The sequence below is a fragment of the Streptomyces sp. SS7 genome (genome assembly GCF_037993025.1).
Classification (GTDB): Bacteria; Actinomycetota; Actinomycetes; order Streptomycetales; family Streptomycetaceae; genus Streptomyces.
Window position 1 is genome coordinate 3,992,103 of the sequence record NZ_CP141223.1, and the last position, 16,951, is coordinate 4,009,053.

The 16,951-nt window shown below is 71.9% G+C and carries 15 protein-coding genes, 1 pseudogene and 1 riboswitch; of the genes and pseudogenes, 11 read left to right on the plus strand and 5 right to left on the minus strand.

Going from position 1 to position 16,951, the window contains the following annotated elements:
- Positions 1–155: 155 nt before the first annotated feature.
- The 7 genes from U5640_RS18405 (at position 156) to U5640_RS18435 (ending at position 7,770) form a co-directional block, all read left to right on the plus strand.
- On the plus strand, positions 156–827 hold the full coding sequence (locus U5640_RS18405) for a response regulator transcription factor (RefSeq protein WP_340385184.1): 672 nt from the start codon (positions 156–158) through the stop codon (positions 825–827).
- A gap of 274 nt (positions 828–1,101) precedes the next feature.
- Positions 1,102–3,054 (plus strand): 2-oxoacid:acceptor oxidoreductase subunit alpha, encoded by a 1,953-nt coding sequence (locus tag U5640_RS18410; protein WP_340376851.1) that lies wholly within the window; start codon positions 1,102–1,104, stop codon positions 3,052–3,054.
- Complete coding sequence (locus tag U5640_RS18415; RefSeq protein WP_340376852.1) at positions 3,044–4,096, plus strand: 2-oxoacid:ferredoxin oxidoreductase subunit beta; 1,053 nt, start codon at positions 3,044–3,046, stop codon at positions 4,094–4,096. The genes U5640_RS18410 and U5640_RS18415 overlap by 11 nt, the downstream gene beginning before the upstream one ends.
- A gap of 140 nt (positions 4,097–4,236) precedes the next feature.
- Positions 4,237–5,091 (plus strand): SDR family oxidoreductase, encoded by an 855-nt coding sequence (locus tag U5640_RS18420; protein ID WP_340376853.1) that lies wholly within the window; start codon positions 4,237–4,239, stop codon positions 5,089–5,091.
- Between the two features lie 131 nt (positions 5,092–5,222).
- A complete protein-coding gene (gene rarD, locus U5640_RS18425) occupies positions 5,223–6,170 on the plus strand; it encodes an EamA family transporter RarD (RefSeq protein ID WP_340376854.1) in 948 nt (315 codons plus the stop codon).
- A gap of 39 nt (positions 6,171–6,209) precedes the next feature.
- A complete protein-coding gene (locus tag U5640_RS18430) occupies positions 6,210–6,674 on the plus strand; it encodes a VOC family protein (protein ID WP_340376855.1) in 465 nt (154 codons plus the stop codon).
- A 154-nt stretch (positions 6,675–6,828) separates the two neighbouring features.
- Positions 6,829–7,770 carry a M28 family metallopeptidase gene (locus tag U5640_RS18435; protein WP_340376856.1) on the plus strand — a complete coding sequence of 314 codons (942 nt, stop codon included), beginning with the start codon at positions 6,829–6,831 and terminating at the stop codon, positions 7,768–7,770.
- Positions 7,771–7,795: 25 nt separating this feature from the next.
- Here U5640_RS18435 and U5640_RS18440 read toward each other — a convergent pair whose 3' ends face one another.
- The gene (locus U5640_RS18440) at positions 7,796–8,584 is read right to left on the minus strand and encodes a hypothetical protein (RefSeq protein WP_340376857.1); all 789 of its coding nucleotides are present in this window, start codon (positions 8,582–8,584) and stop codon (positions 7,796–7,798) included.
- 398 nt (positions 8,585–8,982) lie between these two features.
- On the opposite strand from U5640_RS18440, the gene U5640_RS18445 reads away from it, so the two are divergent.
- From U5640_RS18445 to U5640_RS18455, 3 genes are all read left to right on the plus strand, one after another.
- Positions 8,983–9,126: a hypothetical protein gene (locus U5640_RS18445; protein ID WP_340376858.1), complete on the plus strand. Its 144-nt coding sequence runs from the start codon at positions 8,983–8,985 to the stop codon at positions 9,124–9,126.
- 415 nt (positions 9,127–9,541) lie between these two features.
- On the plus strand, positions 9,542–10,066 hold the full coding sequence (locus tag U5640_RS18450; protein WP_340376859.1) for a DUF6668 family protein: 525 nt from the start codon (positions 9,542–9,544) through the stop codon (positions 10,064–10,066).
- Positions 10,067–10,083: 17 nt separating this feature from the next.
- Entirely contained in the window at positions 10,084–11,274 is a 1,191-nt protein-coding gene (locus U5640_RS18455; protein ID WP_340376860.1) for an amidase, read from the plus strand.
- Here the strand turns inward: U5640_RS18455 and U5640_RS18460 are convergent.
- The 4 genes and pseudogenes from U5640_RS18460 to U5640_RS18475 form a co-directional block, all read right to left on the minus strand.
- Positions 11,264–12,268, minus strand: coding sequence for an ABC transporter permease (locus U5640_RS18460; RefSeq protein WP_340376861.1), 1,005 nt, complete (start codon positions 12,266–12,268; stop codon positions 11,264–11,266). The genes U5640_RS18455 and U5640_RS18460 overlap by 11 nt on opposite strands.
- Positions 12,255–13,194 (minus strand): annotated as a pseudogene (locus U5640_RS18465) (ABC transporter ATP-binding protein). Before U5640_RS18465 ends, U5640_RS18460 begins: the two are co-directional and overlap by 14 nt.
- Positions 13,195–13,258: 64 nt before the next feature.
- Entirely contained in the window at positions 13,259–14,560 is a 1,302-nt protein-coding gene (locus tag U5640_RS18470; protein ID WP_340376862.1) for a DUF2092 domain-containing protein, read from the minus strand.
- A 261-nt stretch (positions 14,561–14,821) separates the two neighbouring features.
- Positions 14,822–15,832 carry a polyprenyl synthetase family protein gene (locus U5640_RS18475; protein ID WP_340376863.1) on the minus strand — a complete coding sequence of 337 codons (1,011 nt, stop codon included), beginning with the start codon at positions 15,830–15,832 and terminating at the stop codon, positions 14,822–14,824.
- A 436-nt stretch (positions 15,833–16,268) separates the two neighbouring features.
- Positions 16,269–16,466: riboswitch (cyclic di-AMP (ydaO/yuaA leader) on the plus strand.
- 3 nt (positions 16,467–16,469) lie between these two features.
- On the opposite strand from U5640_RS18475, the gene U5640_RS18480 reads away from it, so the two are divergent.
- Entirely contained in the window at positions 16,470–16,940 is a 471-nt protein-coding gene (locus U5640_RS18480; RefSeq protein WP_340376864.1) for a transglycosylase SLT domain-containing protein, read from the plus strand.
- The last annotated feature ends 11 nt before the right edge of the window (positions 16,941–16,951 follow it).

Below are 16,951 nucleotides of genomic sequence, written 5' to 3' on the forward strand. Positions count from 1 at the left end.
CCCTTGCAGCGGCCTCGACCACCCACTTTTCCCGGTCTCCGTCGCTTTCACGCCGTCCTCCCCCGCCGTCGGCCCGTTGACAGGTGCGGGACGCCTCTTTGCTGGAATGCTGGAGGTGTTCGACTTGACGGGTGGACGGCTGGGGGGCCGGGAGCGTGGAGGACAGGGTGCGGGTGGTCATCGCCGAGGATTCGGTGCTGCTGCGGGAGGGGCTGACCCGGTTGCTCACCGACCGGGGGCATGAGGTCGTGGCCGGGGTCGGGGACGCCGAGGCGCTGCTCAAGACGGTCACCGAGCTGCACGACGAGGGGGCGCTGCCCGATGTCGTCGTCGCCGATGTGCGGATGCCGCCCACGCACACCGACGAGGGGGTGCGGGCCGCCGTACAGCTGCGCAAGGCGCATCCGGGGCTCGGGGTGCTGGTGTTGTCACAGTATGTGGAGGAGAGGTACGCCACCGAACTGCTGGCCGGATCCAGCCGTGGCGTGGGGTATCTGCTGAAGGACCGGGTCGCCGAGGTGCGGGAGTTCGTGGACGCCGTGGTGCGGGTGGCCTCCGGGGGTACCGCGCTCGATCCGGAGGTCGTGGCGCAGCTGCTGGGGCGAAGCCGGCAGCAGGACGTGCTCGCGGGGCTCACCCCGCGTGAGCGGGAGGTGCTGGGGCTGATGGCCGAGGGACGGACCAACTCCGCCATCGCGCGTCAGCTGGTCGTCAGCGACGGGGCCGTGGAGAAGCACGTGAGCAATATTTTCCTGAAGCTCGGGCTGTCGCCCAGTGACGGGGATCACCGTCGAGTTCTAGCAGTTCTCACCTATCTCAACTCGTGACGGAGTGGCACTGTGGCTCGACGATGACCCGCTGGTGATCACAGGCGTGCCGGATGTCGTTCCTCGCGTGAACCGGGGAACTCGGACGGTGCGTCTACCAGGGCGACACCGTGGGGCGGGAAATCATGACAAGTCGGGGTGCCGGGCCGTCTCAGGGCAGTGACCGTCATACGAACGGCCGAGGGAAGGTGACCCTTACAGACGTAGGGTTGATCCAGGGAGGGGCCTTCGCGAAGACCCTCCGGGACAGCCACCTCGAGGGAGGTCCAGTTCAGTGACCAGTCGGGTCAGCAGCGCAACGGGACAGACGGGGCAGGCCGAGCAGGCCGACGGGACCGTCGTGGGAGAACAGCGCAGACCGGACGCGACGGCGAAGGACGTACGCCGTCTCGACCGGGTGATCATCAGGTTCGCGGGTGACTCGGGTGACGGTATGCAGCTCACCGGTGACCGGTTCACGTCGGAGACGGCGTCGTTCGGCAATGATCTGTCCACCCTGCCGAACTTCCCGGCCGAGATCCGCGCGCCCGCCGGCACGCTCCCCGGCGTCTCCTCGTTCCAGCTGCACTTCGCCGACCACGACATCCTCACCCCGGGCGACGCGCCCAACGTGCTGGTCGCGATGAATCCGGCGGCCCTGAAGGCCAACATCGCCGACGTGCCGCGCGGCGCGCAGATCATCGTCAACACCGACGAGTTCACCCCCCGCGCGCTGCAGAAAGTGGGGTACGCGGCCTCGCCGCTGGAGGACGGCTCCCTCGACGGCTACCAGCTCCACCCGGTCCCGCTGACCACACTGACCGTCGAGGCCCTCAAGGAATTCGACCTCACCCGCAAGGAGGCCGAGCGCAGCAAGAACATGTTCGCGCTCGGCCTTCTGTCATGGATGTACCACCGCCCCACCGACGGCACCGAGAAGTTCCTGCAGACGAAGTTCGCCAGGAAGCCCGACATCGCGGCCGCCAACATCGCCGCGTTCCGGGCCGGCTGGAACTTCGGCGAGACCACCGAGGACTTCGCCGTCTCCTACGAGGTCGCCCCGGCCGCGAAGGCCTTCCCCGTGGGGACCTACCGCAACATCTCCGGCAACCTCGCCCTCGCCTACGGGCTCATCGCCGCCTCCCGGCAGGCCGATCTGCCCCTGTTCCTGGGCTCCTACCCGATCACCCCGGCCTCCGACATCCTGCACGAGCTGAGCCGCCACAAGAATTTCGGGGTGCGCACGTTCCAGGCCGAGGACGAGATCGCCGGCATCGGCGCCGCACTCGGGGCGGCCTTCGGGGGCTCCCTCGCCGTCACCACCACCTCCGGACCCGGCGTCGCCCTGAAGTCGGAGACCATCGGCCTGGCGGTCTCCCTGGAGCTGCCGCTGCTGATCGTCGACATCCAGCGCGGCGGCCCCTCCACCGGCCTGCCGACCAAGACCGAACAGGCCGACCTGCTCCAGGCCATGTACGGGCGCAACGGCGAGGCCCCCGTGCCCATCGTCGCCCCGTGCACACCCGCCGACTGCTTCGACGCCGCCCTGGAAGCCGCACGGATCGCCCTGACCTACCGCACCCCCGTCTTCCTCCTCTCCGACGGCTACCTCGCCAACGGCTCCGAGCCCTGGCGCATCCCCGAGCAGGACGAACTGCCCGACCTGCGGGTGCAGTTCGCCTCCGGGCCCAACCACACCCTCGACGACGGCACCGAAGTCTTCTGGCCCTACAAACGCGATCCGCACACCCTCGCCCGGCCCTGGGCGATCCCCGGCACCCCTGGCCTCGAACACCGCATCGGCGGCATCGAGAAACAGGACGGCACCGGCAACATCTCCTACGACCCGGCCAACCACGACCTCATGGTCCGCACCCGCCAGGCCAAGACCGACGGCATCGACGTCCCCGACCTCCGGGTCGACGACCCGGACGGCGCCCGCACCCTGGTACTGGGCTGGGGATCCACCTACGGGCCGATCACCGCCGCCGTACGACGGCTGCGGGCAGCCGGGGAGGCCATCGCCCAGGCCCACCTGCGCCACCTCAACCCCTTCCCCGGCAACCTCGGCGAGGTCCTGCGGGCCTACGACAAGGTCGTCGTCCCCGAGATGAACCTCGGCCAGCTCGCCACCCTCATCCGGGCCAGACACCTCGTCGACGCCCACTCCTACAACCAGGTGAACGGCATGCCGTTCAAGGCGGAGCAGCTCGCCACGGCGCTCAAGGAGGCCATCCATGACCACTGAGCCACTCCACCTCGTGCCCAAGGCCGAAGGCCGCCAGACCATGAAGGACTTCAAGTCCGACCAAGAGGTCCGCTGGTGCCCCGGCTGCGGCGACTACGCCATCCTCGCCGCAGTCCAGGGCTTCATGCCCGAACTCGGACTGGCGAGGGAGAACATCGTCTTCGTCTCCGGCATCGGCTGCTCCAGCCGCTTCCCGTACTACATGAACACGTACGGCATGCACTCCATCCACGGCCGCGCCCCCGCCATCGCCACCGGGCTCGCCGCGAGCCGCCGCGACCTGAGCGTCTGGGTCGTCACCGGCGACGGAGACGCCCTGTCCATCGGCGGCAACCACCTCATCCACGCCCTGCGCCGCAACGTCAACCTCAAGATCCTCCTCTTCAACAACCGCATCTACGGGCTCACCAAGGGCCAGTACTCCCCCACCTCCGAAGTCGGCAAGATCACCAAATCGACGCCGATGGGATCGCTGGACGCCCCCTTCAACCCCGTCTCCCTGGCGCTCGGCGCCGAAGCCTCCTTCGTCGCCCGCACGATCGACTCCGACCGCAAACACCTCACCGAGGTTCTGCGCCAGGCCGCCGCCCACCCCGGCACCGCCCTCATCGAGATCTACCAGAACTGCAACATCTTCAACGACGGCGCCTTCGACGCGGTCAAGGACAAACAGCAGGCCCAGGAAGCCGTGATCCGGCTGGAACACGGGCAGCCGATCCGCTTCGGAACCGACAACGACAAGGGCGTGGTACGGGACCCGGCGACCGGCGACCTCCGCATCGTCACCGTCACCCCCGACAACGAAGAGGACGTCCTGGTCCACGACGCACACGCGGCGACGCCCACCACCGCCTTCGCCCTCTCCCGGCTCGCCGACCCCGACACCCTCCACAACACCCCCATCGGCGTCCTCCGCTCCGTCGAGCGCCCGGTCTACGACACCCAGATGGCCGATCAGCTCGACACCGCCGTCGAACAGCACGGCAAGGGCGACCTGGCCGCGCTGCTCGCGGGCGGGGACACCTGGACGGTCGTCGGCTGAGCAGTACCGAGAGGGATCACGCCAGGTCAGCGGCACTTACCTTGAGGTATGTACCTTACTTTGAAGTGGGTACTTTCACTTAGTTAGCGCTCACCCTAGGGTGGGTGGCAGACCCGCTACCCCCCTAGGAGTTCCCAGCCATGAGCATCGTCGTCACCGGAGCCACCGGAAAGCTCGGCCGCCACGTCGTGGAGCAGCTGCTCGAGAAGGTTCCGGCCGAGCAGATCACGGCCGTCGTGCGCGACGAGGCCAAGGCCGCCGACCTCGCCGCGCGCGGTGTGCGGCTCGCGGTCGCCGACTACAACGCCCCCGAGACCTTCGACGGCCTGTTCGCGGCCGGCGACAAGGTGCTGCTGATCTCGGGCAACGAGTTCGACAAGGGCCGCCCCGCCCAGCACCAGGTCGTCATCGACCGGGCGAAGGCCGCCGGGGTCGCGCTGCTGGCGTACACCAGCGCGCCGGGCACGCTGAGCGCCGCGCTGGCCGACGACCACCGCGCCACCGAGGCGGCGCTGACCTCCTCGGGCGTGCCGTACGCGCTGCTGCGCAACGGCTGGTACCACGAGAACTACACCGAGCAGCTCGCCCCGGTCCTGGAGCACAACGCGGTCGTCGCGGCCGCCGGTGAGGGCCGGGTGTCCTCCGCCTCCCGCGCGGACTACGCGGCCGCCGCCGTGGCCGTGCTGACCGGCGAGGGCCACGAGAACAAGACGTACGAGCTGGGCGGCGACGAGGCGTGGAGCTTCGCGGAGTACGCGGCCGAGCTGAGCCGGCAGACCGGCAAGGAGATCGTCTACAACGCGGTGCCCGCCGAGGTGCTCGTCGGCATCCTGACCGGCGCGGGGCTCCCCGAGCCGTTCGCCGCGATCCTGGCCGGCGTGGACGCGTCGATCGAGAAGGGCGAGCTGGTGGTCGCCAGCGGCGACCTCTCGCGCCTGGCGGGCCGCCCGACCACCCCGCTGGCCGAGGCGATCACGGCCGCGCTCAAGGGCTGACGGCCCGGAGCTCCTCACCCCCGCCTGTCATGACCGTATGGCGATACGGACATGACGGACGGGGGTCTTCGGCGTTACCGTCGTGGACGCGTGCGGGAAGGCGCGCGAGGACGCGAGAAGGAGGGGCGCCCGTGGCCGGGTCGTCGAAGGGTGAGGGCCGGATAGGTCTGCTGAACGGCTTCGCGGCGTACGGGATGTGGGGGCTGGTCCCCCTCTTCTGGCCCCTGCTGAAGCCGGCCGGAGCGATGGAGATCCTCGCCCACCGCATGGTGTGGTCCCTCGTCTTCGTCGCCGCGGCCCTGCTGGTCGTACGGCGCTGGGCGTGGGCCGGGGAACTGCTGCGGCAGCCGCGCCGGCTCGCTCTGGTGGTGATCGCGGCGGCCGTCATCACCGTGAACTGGGGGGTCTACATCTGGGCGGTGAACTCCGGGCACGTGGTGGAGGCGTCCCTCGGCTACTTCATCAACCCGCTGGTCACCATCGCCATGGGTGTGCTGATCCTGAAGGAGCGGCTGCGGCCCGTGCAGTGGGCGGCGGTGGGGATCGGTCTGGCGGCGGTGCTCGTGCTGACCGTGGGATACGGCCGTCCGCCGTGGATCTCCCTGTGTCTGGCGTTCTCCTTCGCCACGTACGGCCTCGTGAAGAAGAAGGTCAACCTCGGCGGGGTGGAGTCGCTCGCCGCGGAGACCGCGATCCAGTTCCTGCCCGCGCTGGGCTACCTGCTGTGGCTGTCGGCACACGGCGGCGCCACCTTCACCTCCGAGGGCGCCGGTCACGCGGCCCTGCTCGCCTCGACCGGTGTGGTGACCGCGCTGCCGCTGGTGTGCTTCGGGGCCGCCGCCATCCGGGTGCCGCTGTCCACGCTCGGACTGCTGCAGTACCTGGCGCCGGTGTTCCAGTTCCTGCTCGGGGTCGTCTACTTCGGCGAGGAGATGCCGGCCGAGCGCTGGGCCGGGTTCGGGCTGGTGTGGCTGGCCCTGGTGCTGCTGACCGCGGACGCGTGGCGCGCGGCGCGGCGGCCCAGGGTGGCGGTCGAGGTGCCGCCGGTCGCCCAGGTGCCGTCCGCGATTGACGCGTGAGCGGAGCCGCGGGCTGGTTGAGTGGTCCGCATGACCCGTATGACTGAGACACCCGCACCCGTCCACTGGAAGCTGGTCGTCGACGCCGCCGATCCGCACGCCCAGGCCGACTTCTGGGCCGGGGCGCTGCACTACGCGGTGGAGGACAACAGCGCGCTCATCGAACGGCTGCTGGCCGCCGGTGCGCTGCCGGGGGCGGCGACCGTGGAGTTCCACGGCCGCCCGGCCTTCCGGGACCTGATCGCCGTACGGCATCCGGAGGACCCCTTCGACGCGGACAGCGGGACCGGGCTGGGGCGGCGGCTGCTGTTCCAGCGGGTGCCGGAGGCGAAGACGGTGAAGAACCGGCTGCACCTCGACCTGCACCCCGGCGCGGAGCGGCGGGCCGACGAGGTGGAGCGACTGCGGGCGCTGGGGGCGAGCGTGCTGCAGGAGGTGAAGGAGCCGTCCGGGGCGTGGGTGGTGATGACGGACCCCGAGGGCAACGAATTCTGCGTGCACTAGGCGGACCGGGGCGCCGAATTCCGCTGGGGCGTCCGGAATGTGAACCCCCTTTCCCGATAGCGCTCTTGACGCGCCGTTGGTGAAGCGTTCACCATCCTGGAACCCCATTCACTGTGGAATCCTTGTGGTTCCCACGGAATTCGGAGCCCCCCACATGAAGCTCTCGGTTCCCGGGCGTACGGCGGTCGCCTGCGCTTGCTCGATTGTCATGCTCCTGACCGTAGGGGCGGCAGCCGACGCGGCCCCCGCCCCCCTGGCCGCCGCTCCCGACATCCCCGTGGCGAACGTCAAGGCCCACCTCGCGCAGCTCCAGTCGATAGCCACCGCCAACGGCGGCAACCGCGCCCACGGCCGGGCCGGCTACAAGGCCTCGCTGGACTACGTGAAGGCCAAGCTGGACGCCGCCGGGTACACCACCGTCGTCCAGCAGTTCACGTCCTCCGGCCGCACCGGCTACAACCTCGTCGCCGACTGGCCCGGCGGCAACACCGACCAGGTCGTCATGGCCGGCGCCCACCTCGACAGCGTCACCGCGGGGGCGGGCATCAACGACAACGGCTCCGGTTCCGCGGCCGTCCTGGAGACCGCCCTCGCCGTCTCCCGGGCCGGCTACCAGCCGACCAGGCACCTGCGGTTCGCCTGGTGGGGCGCCGAGGAGCTCGGCATGGTCGGCTCCCGGTACTACGTCAACAACCTCTCCTCCGCGAACCGCGCCCGGATCAGCGGCTACCTCAACTTCGACATGGTCGGCTCGCCGAACCCCGGCTACTTCGTCTACGACGACGACCCGACCATCGAGAAGACCTTCAAGGACTACTTCGCCGGCCTCGGCGTGGCGACGGAGATCGAGACCGAGGGCGACGGCCGCTCCGACCACGCGCCGTTCAAGAACGCGGGCGTCCCGGTCGGCGGGCTGTTCAGCGGCGCGGACTACATCAAGACGGCGGCGCAGGCGGCCAAGTGGGGCGGTACGGCCGGGCAGGCCTTCGACCGCTGCTACCACTCCTCCTGCGACACCAGCGCGAACATCAACGACACCGCCCTGAACCGCAACGCGGACGCGCTCGCCTACGCGGTGTGGACCCTGTCGTCCTGACCCGTCCGGCCCACCGGGGCGGGGTTCACGACCTGCGGGCGCGTTCCGCCAGCCGGAGCATCCGGGCGCGGGCCGACTCCAGTTCCTCGACGTCGTCGGCGGCCGGGCCGTCCTCGGTGGTCAGCTCCGTCCACAGGCCGAGGAGTTCGTTGCCGAGGTTGAGGCCCTGCAAGGGGTCGCGCACGGCACGCCAGGCCGCCGCCGCGCTCTGGACGTTGCCGTACGCGGCCTCGCCGTCCCGGGCCCGGCGGCGGATCCGGGCCAGGTCCAGGGAGACGTGGAAGGCCCGCAGCGGGTCGCCCGCCAGATAGGCGATGTACGCGCCGAGTTCCCGGAGCCGGAGCACCTCGGGGTGTTCCGGCCCCAGCGTTTCCGAGGCCTCCAGCACCGTCCGCTCGGCGAGTACGGCGGCCACGTCGATACGGCCGGCCCGCACGGCCTCGTTGATCTGCGCCATCGGCTCCCCGAGCAGCGCGGGGGCACCGTCGGTCCCGGGGAGGGTGCGGGGGTCGTCACCGAGGACCGCTTCCGCGACGGCGTCGAAGCCACGCGCGGGGGTCGGCTTGGGGTCGGGGTCGAGTGCGGCGGCCGACTCGGGGTCGGGGGTGAGGGCGAGGAGGGGCTTCAGCTCCGGCTCGGCGGGGGTCGCGGAGGCGGCCTCCGGAAAACGGTGCGGGGCGTGCTCCGCGGCGCGGTCCTCGTACCGGTCCCGGTACCGGTCCTGGTCCGGGGCGGCGGGCGTCCCGGCCTCCGGGAAAGGGGACGGCGCGTGCTCCGGAGAGGCGGGCACCGCGCCGTCCGGACGGAGGTCCATGGCCGGGGGCGGACCGAAGACTCCCGTCGGAGCCACGACCGTCCCGGGGGCCTGCGCCGGGGGCACCGGCGGGAGCGGAGGGAAACCGTCCTGCGGCTCTTCCGGTGCCTGCACCTGCCGCAGCACGTGCGTGGGCTTGTCCGGCCGGGTTTCTGCGGGGGCGTGCGCCGGGGCTTCGGGGGCGGGGTGCGCCGGGGCCGGGGCGAGGGGGGCCGGAGCCGCCGACACCGGGGCGGCCGGGGCGGCCGGGGCCGCCGGAATCGCCGGACCGCTTACGACCGGGAGGACCACCGTGGGCGCGGCCGGGGGGGACCGAGACCTCCGGGGCCGGGGCTGCCGTGGCCACCGGGGCCGGGGCCGCCGGAGCCGCCGGGCCGCTCACGACCGGGAGGGCCACCGTGGGCGCTGCCGGAGAGACCGGGGCCGCCGACACCGAGGCCGCCGCCGAGGGCATCTGGGTCGCGGACACCGTCGGTGCCCGCAGGGGCTCGGCCGTGAAGTGGCTGGAGCCGTCCGTCTCGATCCGCAGGGGGACGACGTAACCGATGCGCTCGTCGTGGACGGTGGCGAGGACGGGGTGCCCGGTGGCGAGGGCGATGCGGTGCAGCTGGCCCAGGACGGCGTGCTGGATCTCCTCGCCGTCGGCCGCCGCGACCGGCACGCCCCCTATCGTCGCCGGGCCGCCCGCGCGGACGTGGACGTCGAGCGGCGCGGCCACGACGGCGGACCATCCGGCGCGGTTCTGTTCCCGCTTCTTCTCACGACTGAGTCGAGACATCGGTTCCTCACTCGGATGCGTCGTCACGCTCCGGGTCGTCCAGGTGCGCGTACGCGTGCACGTACTGTTGAGTCTCTCTGTTCGCTCCCGGCCGGTGCGTCACCACGACGTCACAGCCTCGTTCCAAGGACCCGCGCCGGGCTTGCCGGGGGCGCCCACCAGAAGGAGGCGGTACGGCCATGGGGACGACCGGGACGACTCAGGCACCGGCGGGGCGGCCGGGGCCGGAGATCTGGCTGCGCGGTCCGGTTGCCGTACCGGAGCCGCCACCGGGACCGTACCGCTCGGCAGCCGCTCCGCGCCGCTTCTCCTGGCTGGCCGCGCACGGCGGGGCGGGCGCCTCCACGCTCGCGGCGGTCTACGGCGGCCACGACTGCGGACGGGACTGGCCCGCCCTCGGTGATCCCCCGTCCGTCCTGCTCGTGGCGCGGACACACGCGACCGGCCTGGAGTCGGCCCTGCGCGCCCTGGACGTCTTCCGGCGCGGCGAGGCCCCGCAGGGGCTCGACCTGGACGCGCTGGTGCTGGTCGCGGACGCGCCGGGACGGCTGCCGCGGCCGCTGGCGCAGCGGATCCGGCTCATCGAGTCGGCCGTCGCCGTGCACCGGGTGCCGTGGGTGACCGAGTGGCGCCTCGGTGACCTGGGGGGCGGGCCGCCCCGGGAGACGGAGGCGCTGGCCCGGCTCACGGGAGTCGGGCGCTGAACGGGGGCGCCGGGCGGGTGCCGTCGGCGGTCGCCATCGCCTCGGCCGTACGGGACGGGCGGCTGCGGGCCGTGGACACGGTCACCGAGGCACTGGCGCGGATCACCCGAATGGACCCCTCGCTGAGTTCCTTCGCGGAGGTGTGGGCGGGGGCGGCGGTCGAACAGGCGCGCGCGGTGGACGCGCGGGTGGCGGCGGGTGGACGGCTGCCGCTGGCCGGGGTGCCGATCGGGGTCAAGGGGCGGCACGGGCTGCGGGCGGCGGGGCCGCTGCTCGCCGCGGGCTGTGTGCCGGTCGGGGCGACGGCGGTGCCCGGTCCCGGTACGCCGTGGCAGACCTGGGGTGTCGGCGCGCACGGCCGTACCGTCAACCCGTGGCGGGCGGACCGTACGCCGGGCGGGTCCTCGGCCGGGTCGGCGGCCGCGGTGGCGGCCGGTCTGGTACCGCTGGCGACGGGCAGCGACGGCGCGGGCTCGGTGCGGATCCCGGCGGCCTGGTGCGGGGTGATCGGCCTGAAGACGACGAACGGCCGGCTGCCGTCCCCGGACCGCACGGGCCTCGCGGCCCCGGGCGTACTGGTGCGGTACGCGGCGGACGCGGCGGCGTACTGGCGGGCGATGACGGGGGCGACGGCCGAGGGGACGACGTCCTCGCCGGTCACCGTCGCGCCGCCCGGGGGCACCGGCGGGCGGACGCCGGTCACCGCCGTCTTCTCCCCCGGTCTCGGGTTCGCCTCCGCCCGTCCCGATCCCGAGCCGCTGGCCCTCGCCCGGGCCGCCGTCGGGCGGCTCGTCGCCGCCGGTGTCGTACGACTGCTGCCGGACGAGGAGGCCTTACGGCTGGAGGATCCCGCGCCGGCCTGGCTCGCGCTGCGCGGACCGGGGTCCGACGGACTGGATGAGGCCGGGCGGATCCGGGAGGTCAACGATCGGCGGCTCGAAGCGCTGTTCGCCCGGGCCGACCTGCTTCTGACGCCGACCACGCCGAACGCGGCGCACGGTCACGACGGGCCGGGTGAGCGGTTCTCCACCGCGCTGACCTGGGCGTTCAATCTGAGCGGGCATCCTGCGGCGAGCCTTCCGGCGGGCTTCGGGGCCGACGGCTGTCCGGTGGGGGTGCAGCTCGTCGCCGCGCGAGGACGCGAGGAGACGCTGCTGGCGGTGATCGGGGCGGCGGAGGGCACCGGGGCCCTTGCCCCTATGCCGTGACGTCCTTCGTGGTGAACCGAGCCCAGGCCGCCGAGCCGAACACCGCCACGTACAGGCCCTGCAGACCGAGGTTCTTCACCAGGTCGTCCCAGTAGACGGGGTCGCGGACCAGGTCGGCGAAGGACAGCCAGTAGTGGGAGAAGAGATACGGCTGGATCGCGTGGAGCTGGGGGATCTGGTCGAGGATCTGGACCGTGATCAGCAGGCCGACGGTGGTCGCCATGGCGGCGATCCCGCTGCCGGTCAGCGTGGAGACGAACAGACCGAGCGCGGCCAGGCCGGTCAGTGAGGCCGCCACGGCCAGGGCGATCAGCAGGGCCCGGCCCAGCCCGTCGGCGAAGCCGATGGTCGTACCGGAGATGGTGGTGACGTCTCCGAGGGGGAACAGCAGCGCGCCGACCGTCAGCGCCGAGAGCGCGACCACCAGCGTGGCCACCACACAGAAGGCCAGCACGGTCGCGTACTTGGTGAGCAGCAGACGGGTGCGGCCGGCCGGGGCGACGAGGAGGTAGCGCAGGGTCCCCGCGTTCGACTCGCCGGCGATCGCGTCGCCCGCGATGACGCCGATGGCCATCGGCAGGAAGAACGGCAGGGTCGCGGCCAGCGCGGTGAAGACCAGGAACAGGCCGTTGTTGGTGACCTGGGCGATGAAGGCCGGGCCGCCGTCCCCGCCGGGTCCCCCCGGGCCGCCGGCGGAGCCGTCACCGGTCTCGATCTTCACCGCGATCCCGATCAGCACCGGTACGGCCGCCAGGACGCCGAGCAGTGCGAGGGTGCGCCAGCGTCGGAAGGTGATCAGCAGCTCGCTGCGGAGCAGACCGAGCGACCACCAGGGGCTCGGACGGCGGACGGGGACGGCCGGCACGCCGTCACCCTCGCTCTCCTTGCTCTCCTTGTCCGCTTGGCTCTCGTTGGTCGCCTTGCTCTCCTTGCTCGCCTTGTCCTCCGGTCGTGCCTCCTCCGGTCGCACCGGTGTCGGCTCAGCCCGCGACATCGAAGCCCTCCCCCGTGAGTGCCACGAACGCGTCCTCCAGGGAGGCGCGTTCGACGGTGAAGCCCCGGACCCGGACGCCGGCCGTCACCAGCGCGGCGTTGACCTCGGCGAGGTCGCGGTCCGGGGGCTCGGCGGCGACCCGGTCCTCCTCGGTGGTCACGTCGGCGGCGCCCTGCTCCTTCAGCACCCGAGCCGCCTCGGCGGTGTCGGGCGTGGTCACCACCAGCCGACCACGCGCGCCCGCCGCCAGTTCCGTCACCGGGCCCTGGGTGATCAGCCGGCCCTGTGCCATCACCGCCACATGGGTGCACACCTGCTCGATCTCGTCGAGCAGATGGGAGGAGAGGAAGACGGTCGTGCCGTCCGAGGCCAGTTCCCGCACCAGGGAACGGATCTCCCGCATGCCCTGCGGGTCGAGGCCGTTGGTCGGCTCGTCGAGGACGAGGAGCCGACGCGGCTGGAGCAGGGCGGCGGCCAGGCCCAGCCGCTGTTTCATGCCGAGCGAGTACGCCTTCGCCTTCTTCCCGGCCGCCGCCGTCAGCCCGACCCGCTCCAGCGCCGCGGCGACACGGGCCCGCCGGGTGCGGGGGTCGGCGGTCGGGTCGGCGGCGTCGTAGCGCAGGAGGTTGTCGCGGCCGGAGAGGAAGCCGTACAGCGCGGGGCCCTCGATCAGCGCGCCGACCTGGGGCAGCACGGTGCGCGCGGCCCGGGGCACGGGCTGCCCCAGGACGCGCGCCGCGCCGGACGTGGGCTCGATCAGGCCCATCAGCATGCGGATCGTGGTGGTCTTGCCGGAGCCGTTGGGACCGAGGAAGCCGAAGACGCTGCCCGCCGGGACCGTGAGGTTCGAGGTGGTCCACGGCGAGCTGGCCACCGTGATAGCGCTTGGTGAGGGCGTGGGTGTGGATGACGGGTTCGTCACCCATGGGCTCCCCCTTCGTTCGCTTCCCGGGCCTGCGGACTCCGACTCCTCGACCCCTCGGCCGCGCCTTACTTCGCGGAGTTCGCCGCCTTCACCAGGGCGTCCTTGGTGACGGCTCCGACGTAGATCTTGCCGTCGTCCGTGACCAGGGCGTTGATCAGCCGGGTGGAGAAGACGGTGCCGGAGCCGAACTTGCCGCTGGCCTTGTCGCCGAAGGAGCCGAGGAAGCCGCTGAGGGCGCCGCCCGCGTCGGAGCCCAGGGCGGAGTTCAGCTCGGAGTCGGAGGGGACGCCCTTGCCGCCGGTCTCGATGACGGCGACGGAGGTCCAGCCCTCGCCGAGGACGTCGAAGCCCTCGGGTCCCTCGCCGGCGCCGGTGGGGCCGTCCGCCCCGCCGAGGCCTTCCAGGTCCTTGGGCAGGTCCTTGGGCAGCTCCCCGGGCAGGTCCTCGCCGGACGCGCCCGGCTTGCCCGAGTCCTTCGCCGCCTCGTCGGCCTCGGTCACCTTCGCGCCCTTGGGCGGGGTGAAGTCGAAGGTGGAGGCGGCGGGCGCGGCGAAGGTGACCTGGGTGAAGCCGGCGTCCACGACGGCGGCGCCGCCGCTCGCCGGGGTCAGGGTGAACTTCAGCGGCAGGCCGGTCTTCGCGTCCACCGCCACGCTGATCGCGCCGACCGTGGAGCCGGACTGCTTCGGCTTGATCAGCAGCTTGTAGGCGTCGCGGCCCGCGACGTGGACCGTGCCGTCGACGGTGACCGAGGTGGTGTCGTCGACCGCCTTGAGGGCGTCCTCGGTGAGGCCCTTAGGGGTGGCCGGCGGCTCCGCCTTCTCGGCGCCCTTGCCGCCGCTCTCGTCGGTGGTGGCGTGGTAGACCTCGTTGGTGGCGCTGTCGTAGCCCCACACGTCCTTGCCGTTGTGGATGACGCTGTACTCGGCGGCGTCCTCGACCAGGGAGAGCTTCTGCCGGTCGGGGCCGTCGGAAGCGACCCGCAGGGTGTGGGTGCCGGAGGCGAGTTCGGTGAGCTTGGCCGAGGGGTCGGCCGACGATCCGTCACCGCCGTTGCCCGCGACGCCGGAGAGCAGTCCGCTCTCCAGACCGCCGAGGTCCGGCAGGCCCAGGTCGGTGGTGATCTTCACGGTGCCGGACAGCTGCTGGACGTCCGAGGCCGCGATCTTGTCGAGGAGCTGCTGGGCGGTGATCTTCGGCAGGTCGGGGTCGCCGGAGTCGGCGAGCGCCGGGACCAGGCCGATCGTCGCCGCGGCGACGCCGATCACGGTGACCGGGACGACGTACCGCACGGCCTTGCGCCGTCCGACGCGCAGGTCGTCCGTCTCCCCGGCGGTCGTGCTGTCGTCGGATGCGTTCGGTGCCATGTGTGCCTTACCTCCGTCGTCGGCGGCGGCTGGTCATCTCCCGGAGAGCGTCCCCACCCCGTGCCGCCATTCTCACCCGAATCGGTGAGGAGTGGTGTTCTCCGTGGTTCCCATCTGACCAAATCCCACGTGAGGAGGCGTCACCCCATGGACTCAACTCCGCGTACACCTGCGGTATGACACGAGGGTCGCGAGGGGTGCTCCGCCCCCTAGGGGGTGGAGTACGACGAGCGGGCAGGGGTGCGGGGGTGCCGGGAGGCGTCAGCCGGCGCGGTGGACCACCGCGTCGCAGAGCCCCATGAGGGCCGCCTTGGCGTCGCACTCGGCGAGGGGGGCCAGCGCGGCGCGGGCCTCCTGCGCGTAGCGCACGGTGTCACGGCGGGCCTGCTCCAGCGCCGGGTGGGCGCGCAGGGCCGCGACCGCCTCGGCGAGCCTGGCGTCGTCGCTCAGATCGGAGTCGAGGAGCTCGCACAGCGCGATGTCCTCGGGCAGCGCCTGCTGGGCCGCCCGCTCGCGCAGCCGCAGCACCGGCAGGGTGGGGACGCCCTCGCGCAGGTCGGTGCCGGGCGTCTTGCCCGACTCGTGGGAGTCGGAGGCGATGTCGAGGACGTCGTCGGCGAGCTGGAAGGCGACCCCGAGCCGCTCCCCGTACTGGGTGAGCACGTCCACCACGGTCTCGTCGGCGCCCGACATCATCGCTCCGAAGCGGCAGGACACCGCCACCAGGGAGCCGGTCTTGCCGCCGAGGACGTCGAGGTAGTGGTCGACCGGGTCGCGGCCGTCGACCGGGCCGGCGGTCTCCAGGATCTGGCCGGTGACCAGCCGCTCGAACGCCTCCGCCTGCACCCGCACCGCCTCCGGGCCGAGGTCGGCCAGGATGTGCGAGGCGCGCGCGAAGAGGAAGTCGCCGGTGAGGACGGCGAGCGAGTTGCCCCAGCGGGCGTTGGCGCTGGGCACCCCGCGCCGCACCGCGGCCTCGTCCATCACGTCGTCGTGGTACAGCGTCGCCAGGTGGGTGAGCTCGACGACGACCGCGGAGGGGACGACCCCCGGCGCGTACGGGTCACCGAAGCGCGCGGCGAGCATCACGAGCAGTGGCCGGAACCGCTTCCCGCCGGCCCGCAGCAGGTGCTGGGCCGCCTCCGTGATGAACGGGACCTCGCTCTTGGTGGCCTCTAGCAAGCCTTCCTCGACAGCCGCCAATCCGGCCTGGACATCGGCTTCCAGAGCCTGGTCCCGCACGCTCAGCCCAAACGGCTCGACGACGGTCACGAGGAGTCTCCTGTCTGCTGGTGTCTATCGGCGGCTACGCGGTTTGTCGATAGGTCTCTGCGCTCACTCAAGTCAGCGTATCCGGTCAGGTTTCGATCACCGCGAGCCCCCACGGTTACAGCCCGGACAGGCCCTATGAGAAGGGGCACCCCTTAAGCCGCCATCTGGGTTTATTGCCCGTTTCACCCCTCTTGCGGACCCCGGTGAGTTGCCTCACTCACCCAGCCGAACCGACCTCCTTCCGGTTCCCCTCCCCCGCGCCCCGACACCTCGGTCGGCACGGGCGAGTTGAGGGTTTGCAGCCACAAAGGATCAAGCGCCCCATAGGCCACGGATCAAGGTCAATAGGGGTTAACCATGAATTCGCCACTTGTTCCGGACATGTGCTCTCGCATACGTTCCCGGCCTGTCGGGCGGACGCCTAATCCTGCCGCCGCCCGTACACCCACCGAGAACACCACGGCAGGAGCGGGGGAACCAGGTAAGTCGCCGCACCGGTCAGCCGGGCCGTGCCTTTGGGCATGCTCAGGACAGACCGGTACGGCTTGGGGTGAAGTCGTGTCCGCGAGGGCACGGCCGGGCAGCTCCCGCCCGAACCCGACAGCTCACCTCGCAGGCGACGGAGAGGAACTTCGCCATGCCTGCTCAGCCCCGCCGTGTCCGCCGACTCGCCCGCACGCTCGCCGTCGCCGCCACCGGCGTCACCGTGCTCGCCCTGCCGATCCTCGGCGCGACCACCGCCTCCGCGGCCACACCGGCCGTGGCCACCGCCACCAGCCTCGGCTACGCCAACAACCTCGACGGCTGGATCCGCGCCTCGCTCCAGGTCATGGCGCAGCACGGGATCCCCGGCACCTACAACGGCATCTACCGCAACGTGATCCGGGAGTCCTCGGGCAACCCGTCCGCCATCAACCTCTGGGACTCCAACGCGGCCGCCGGCACCCCCTCCAAGGGGCTGCTGCAGATCATCGACCCGACCTTCAACGCGTACCACGTCTCCGGCACGTCCTGGGACCCGTACGACCCGGTGGCCAACATCACCGCGTCCTGCAACTACGCGGCCGCCCGCTACGGCTCGATCGACAACGTGTTCGGCGCGTACTGAGCCGGCCCACC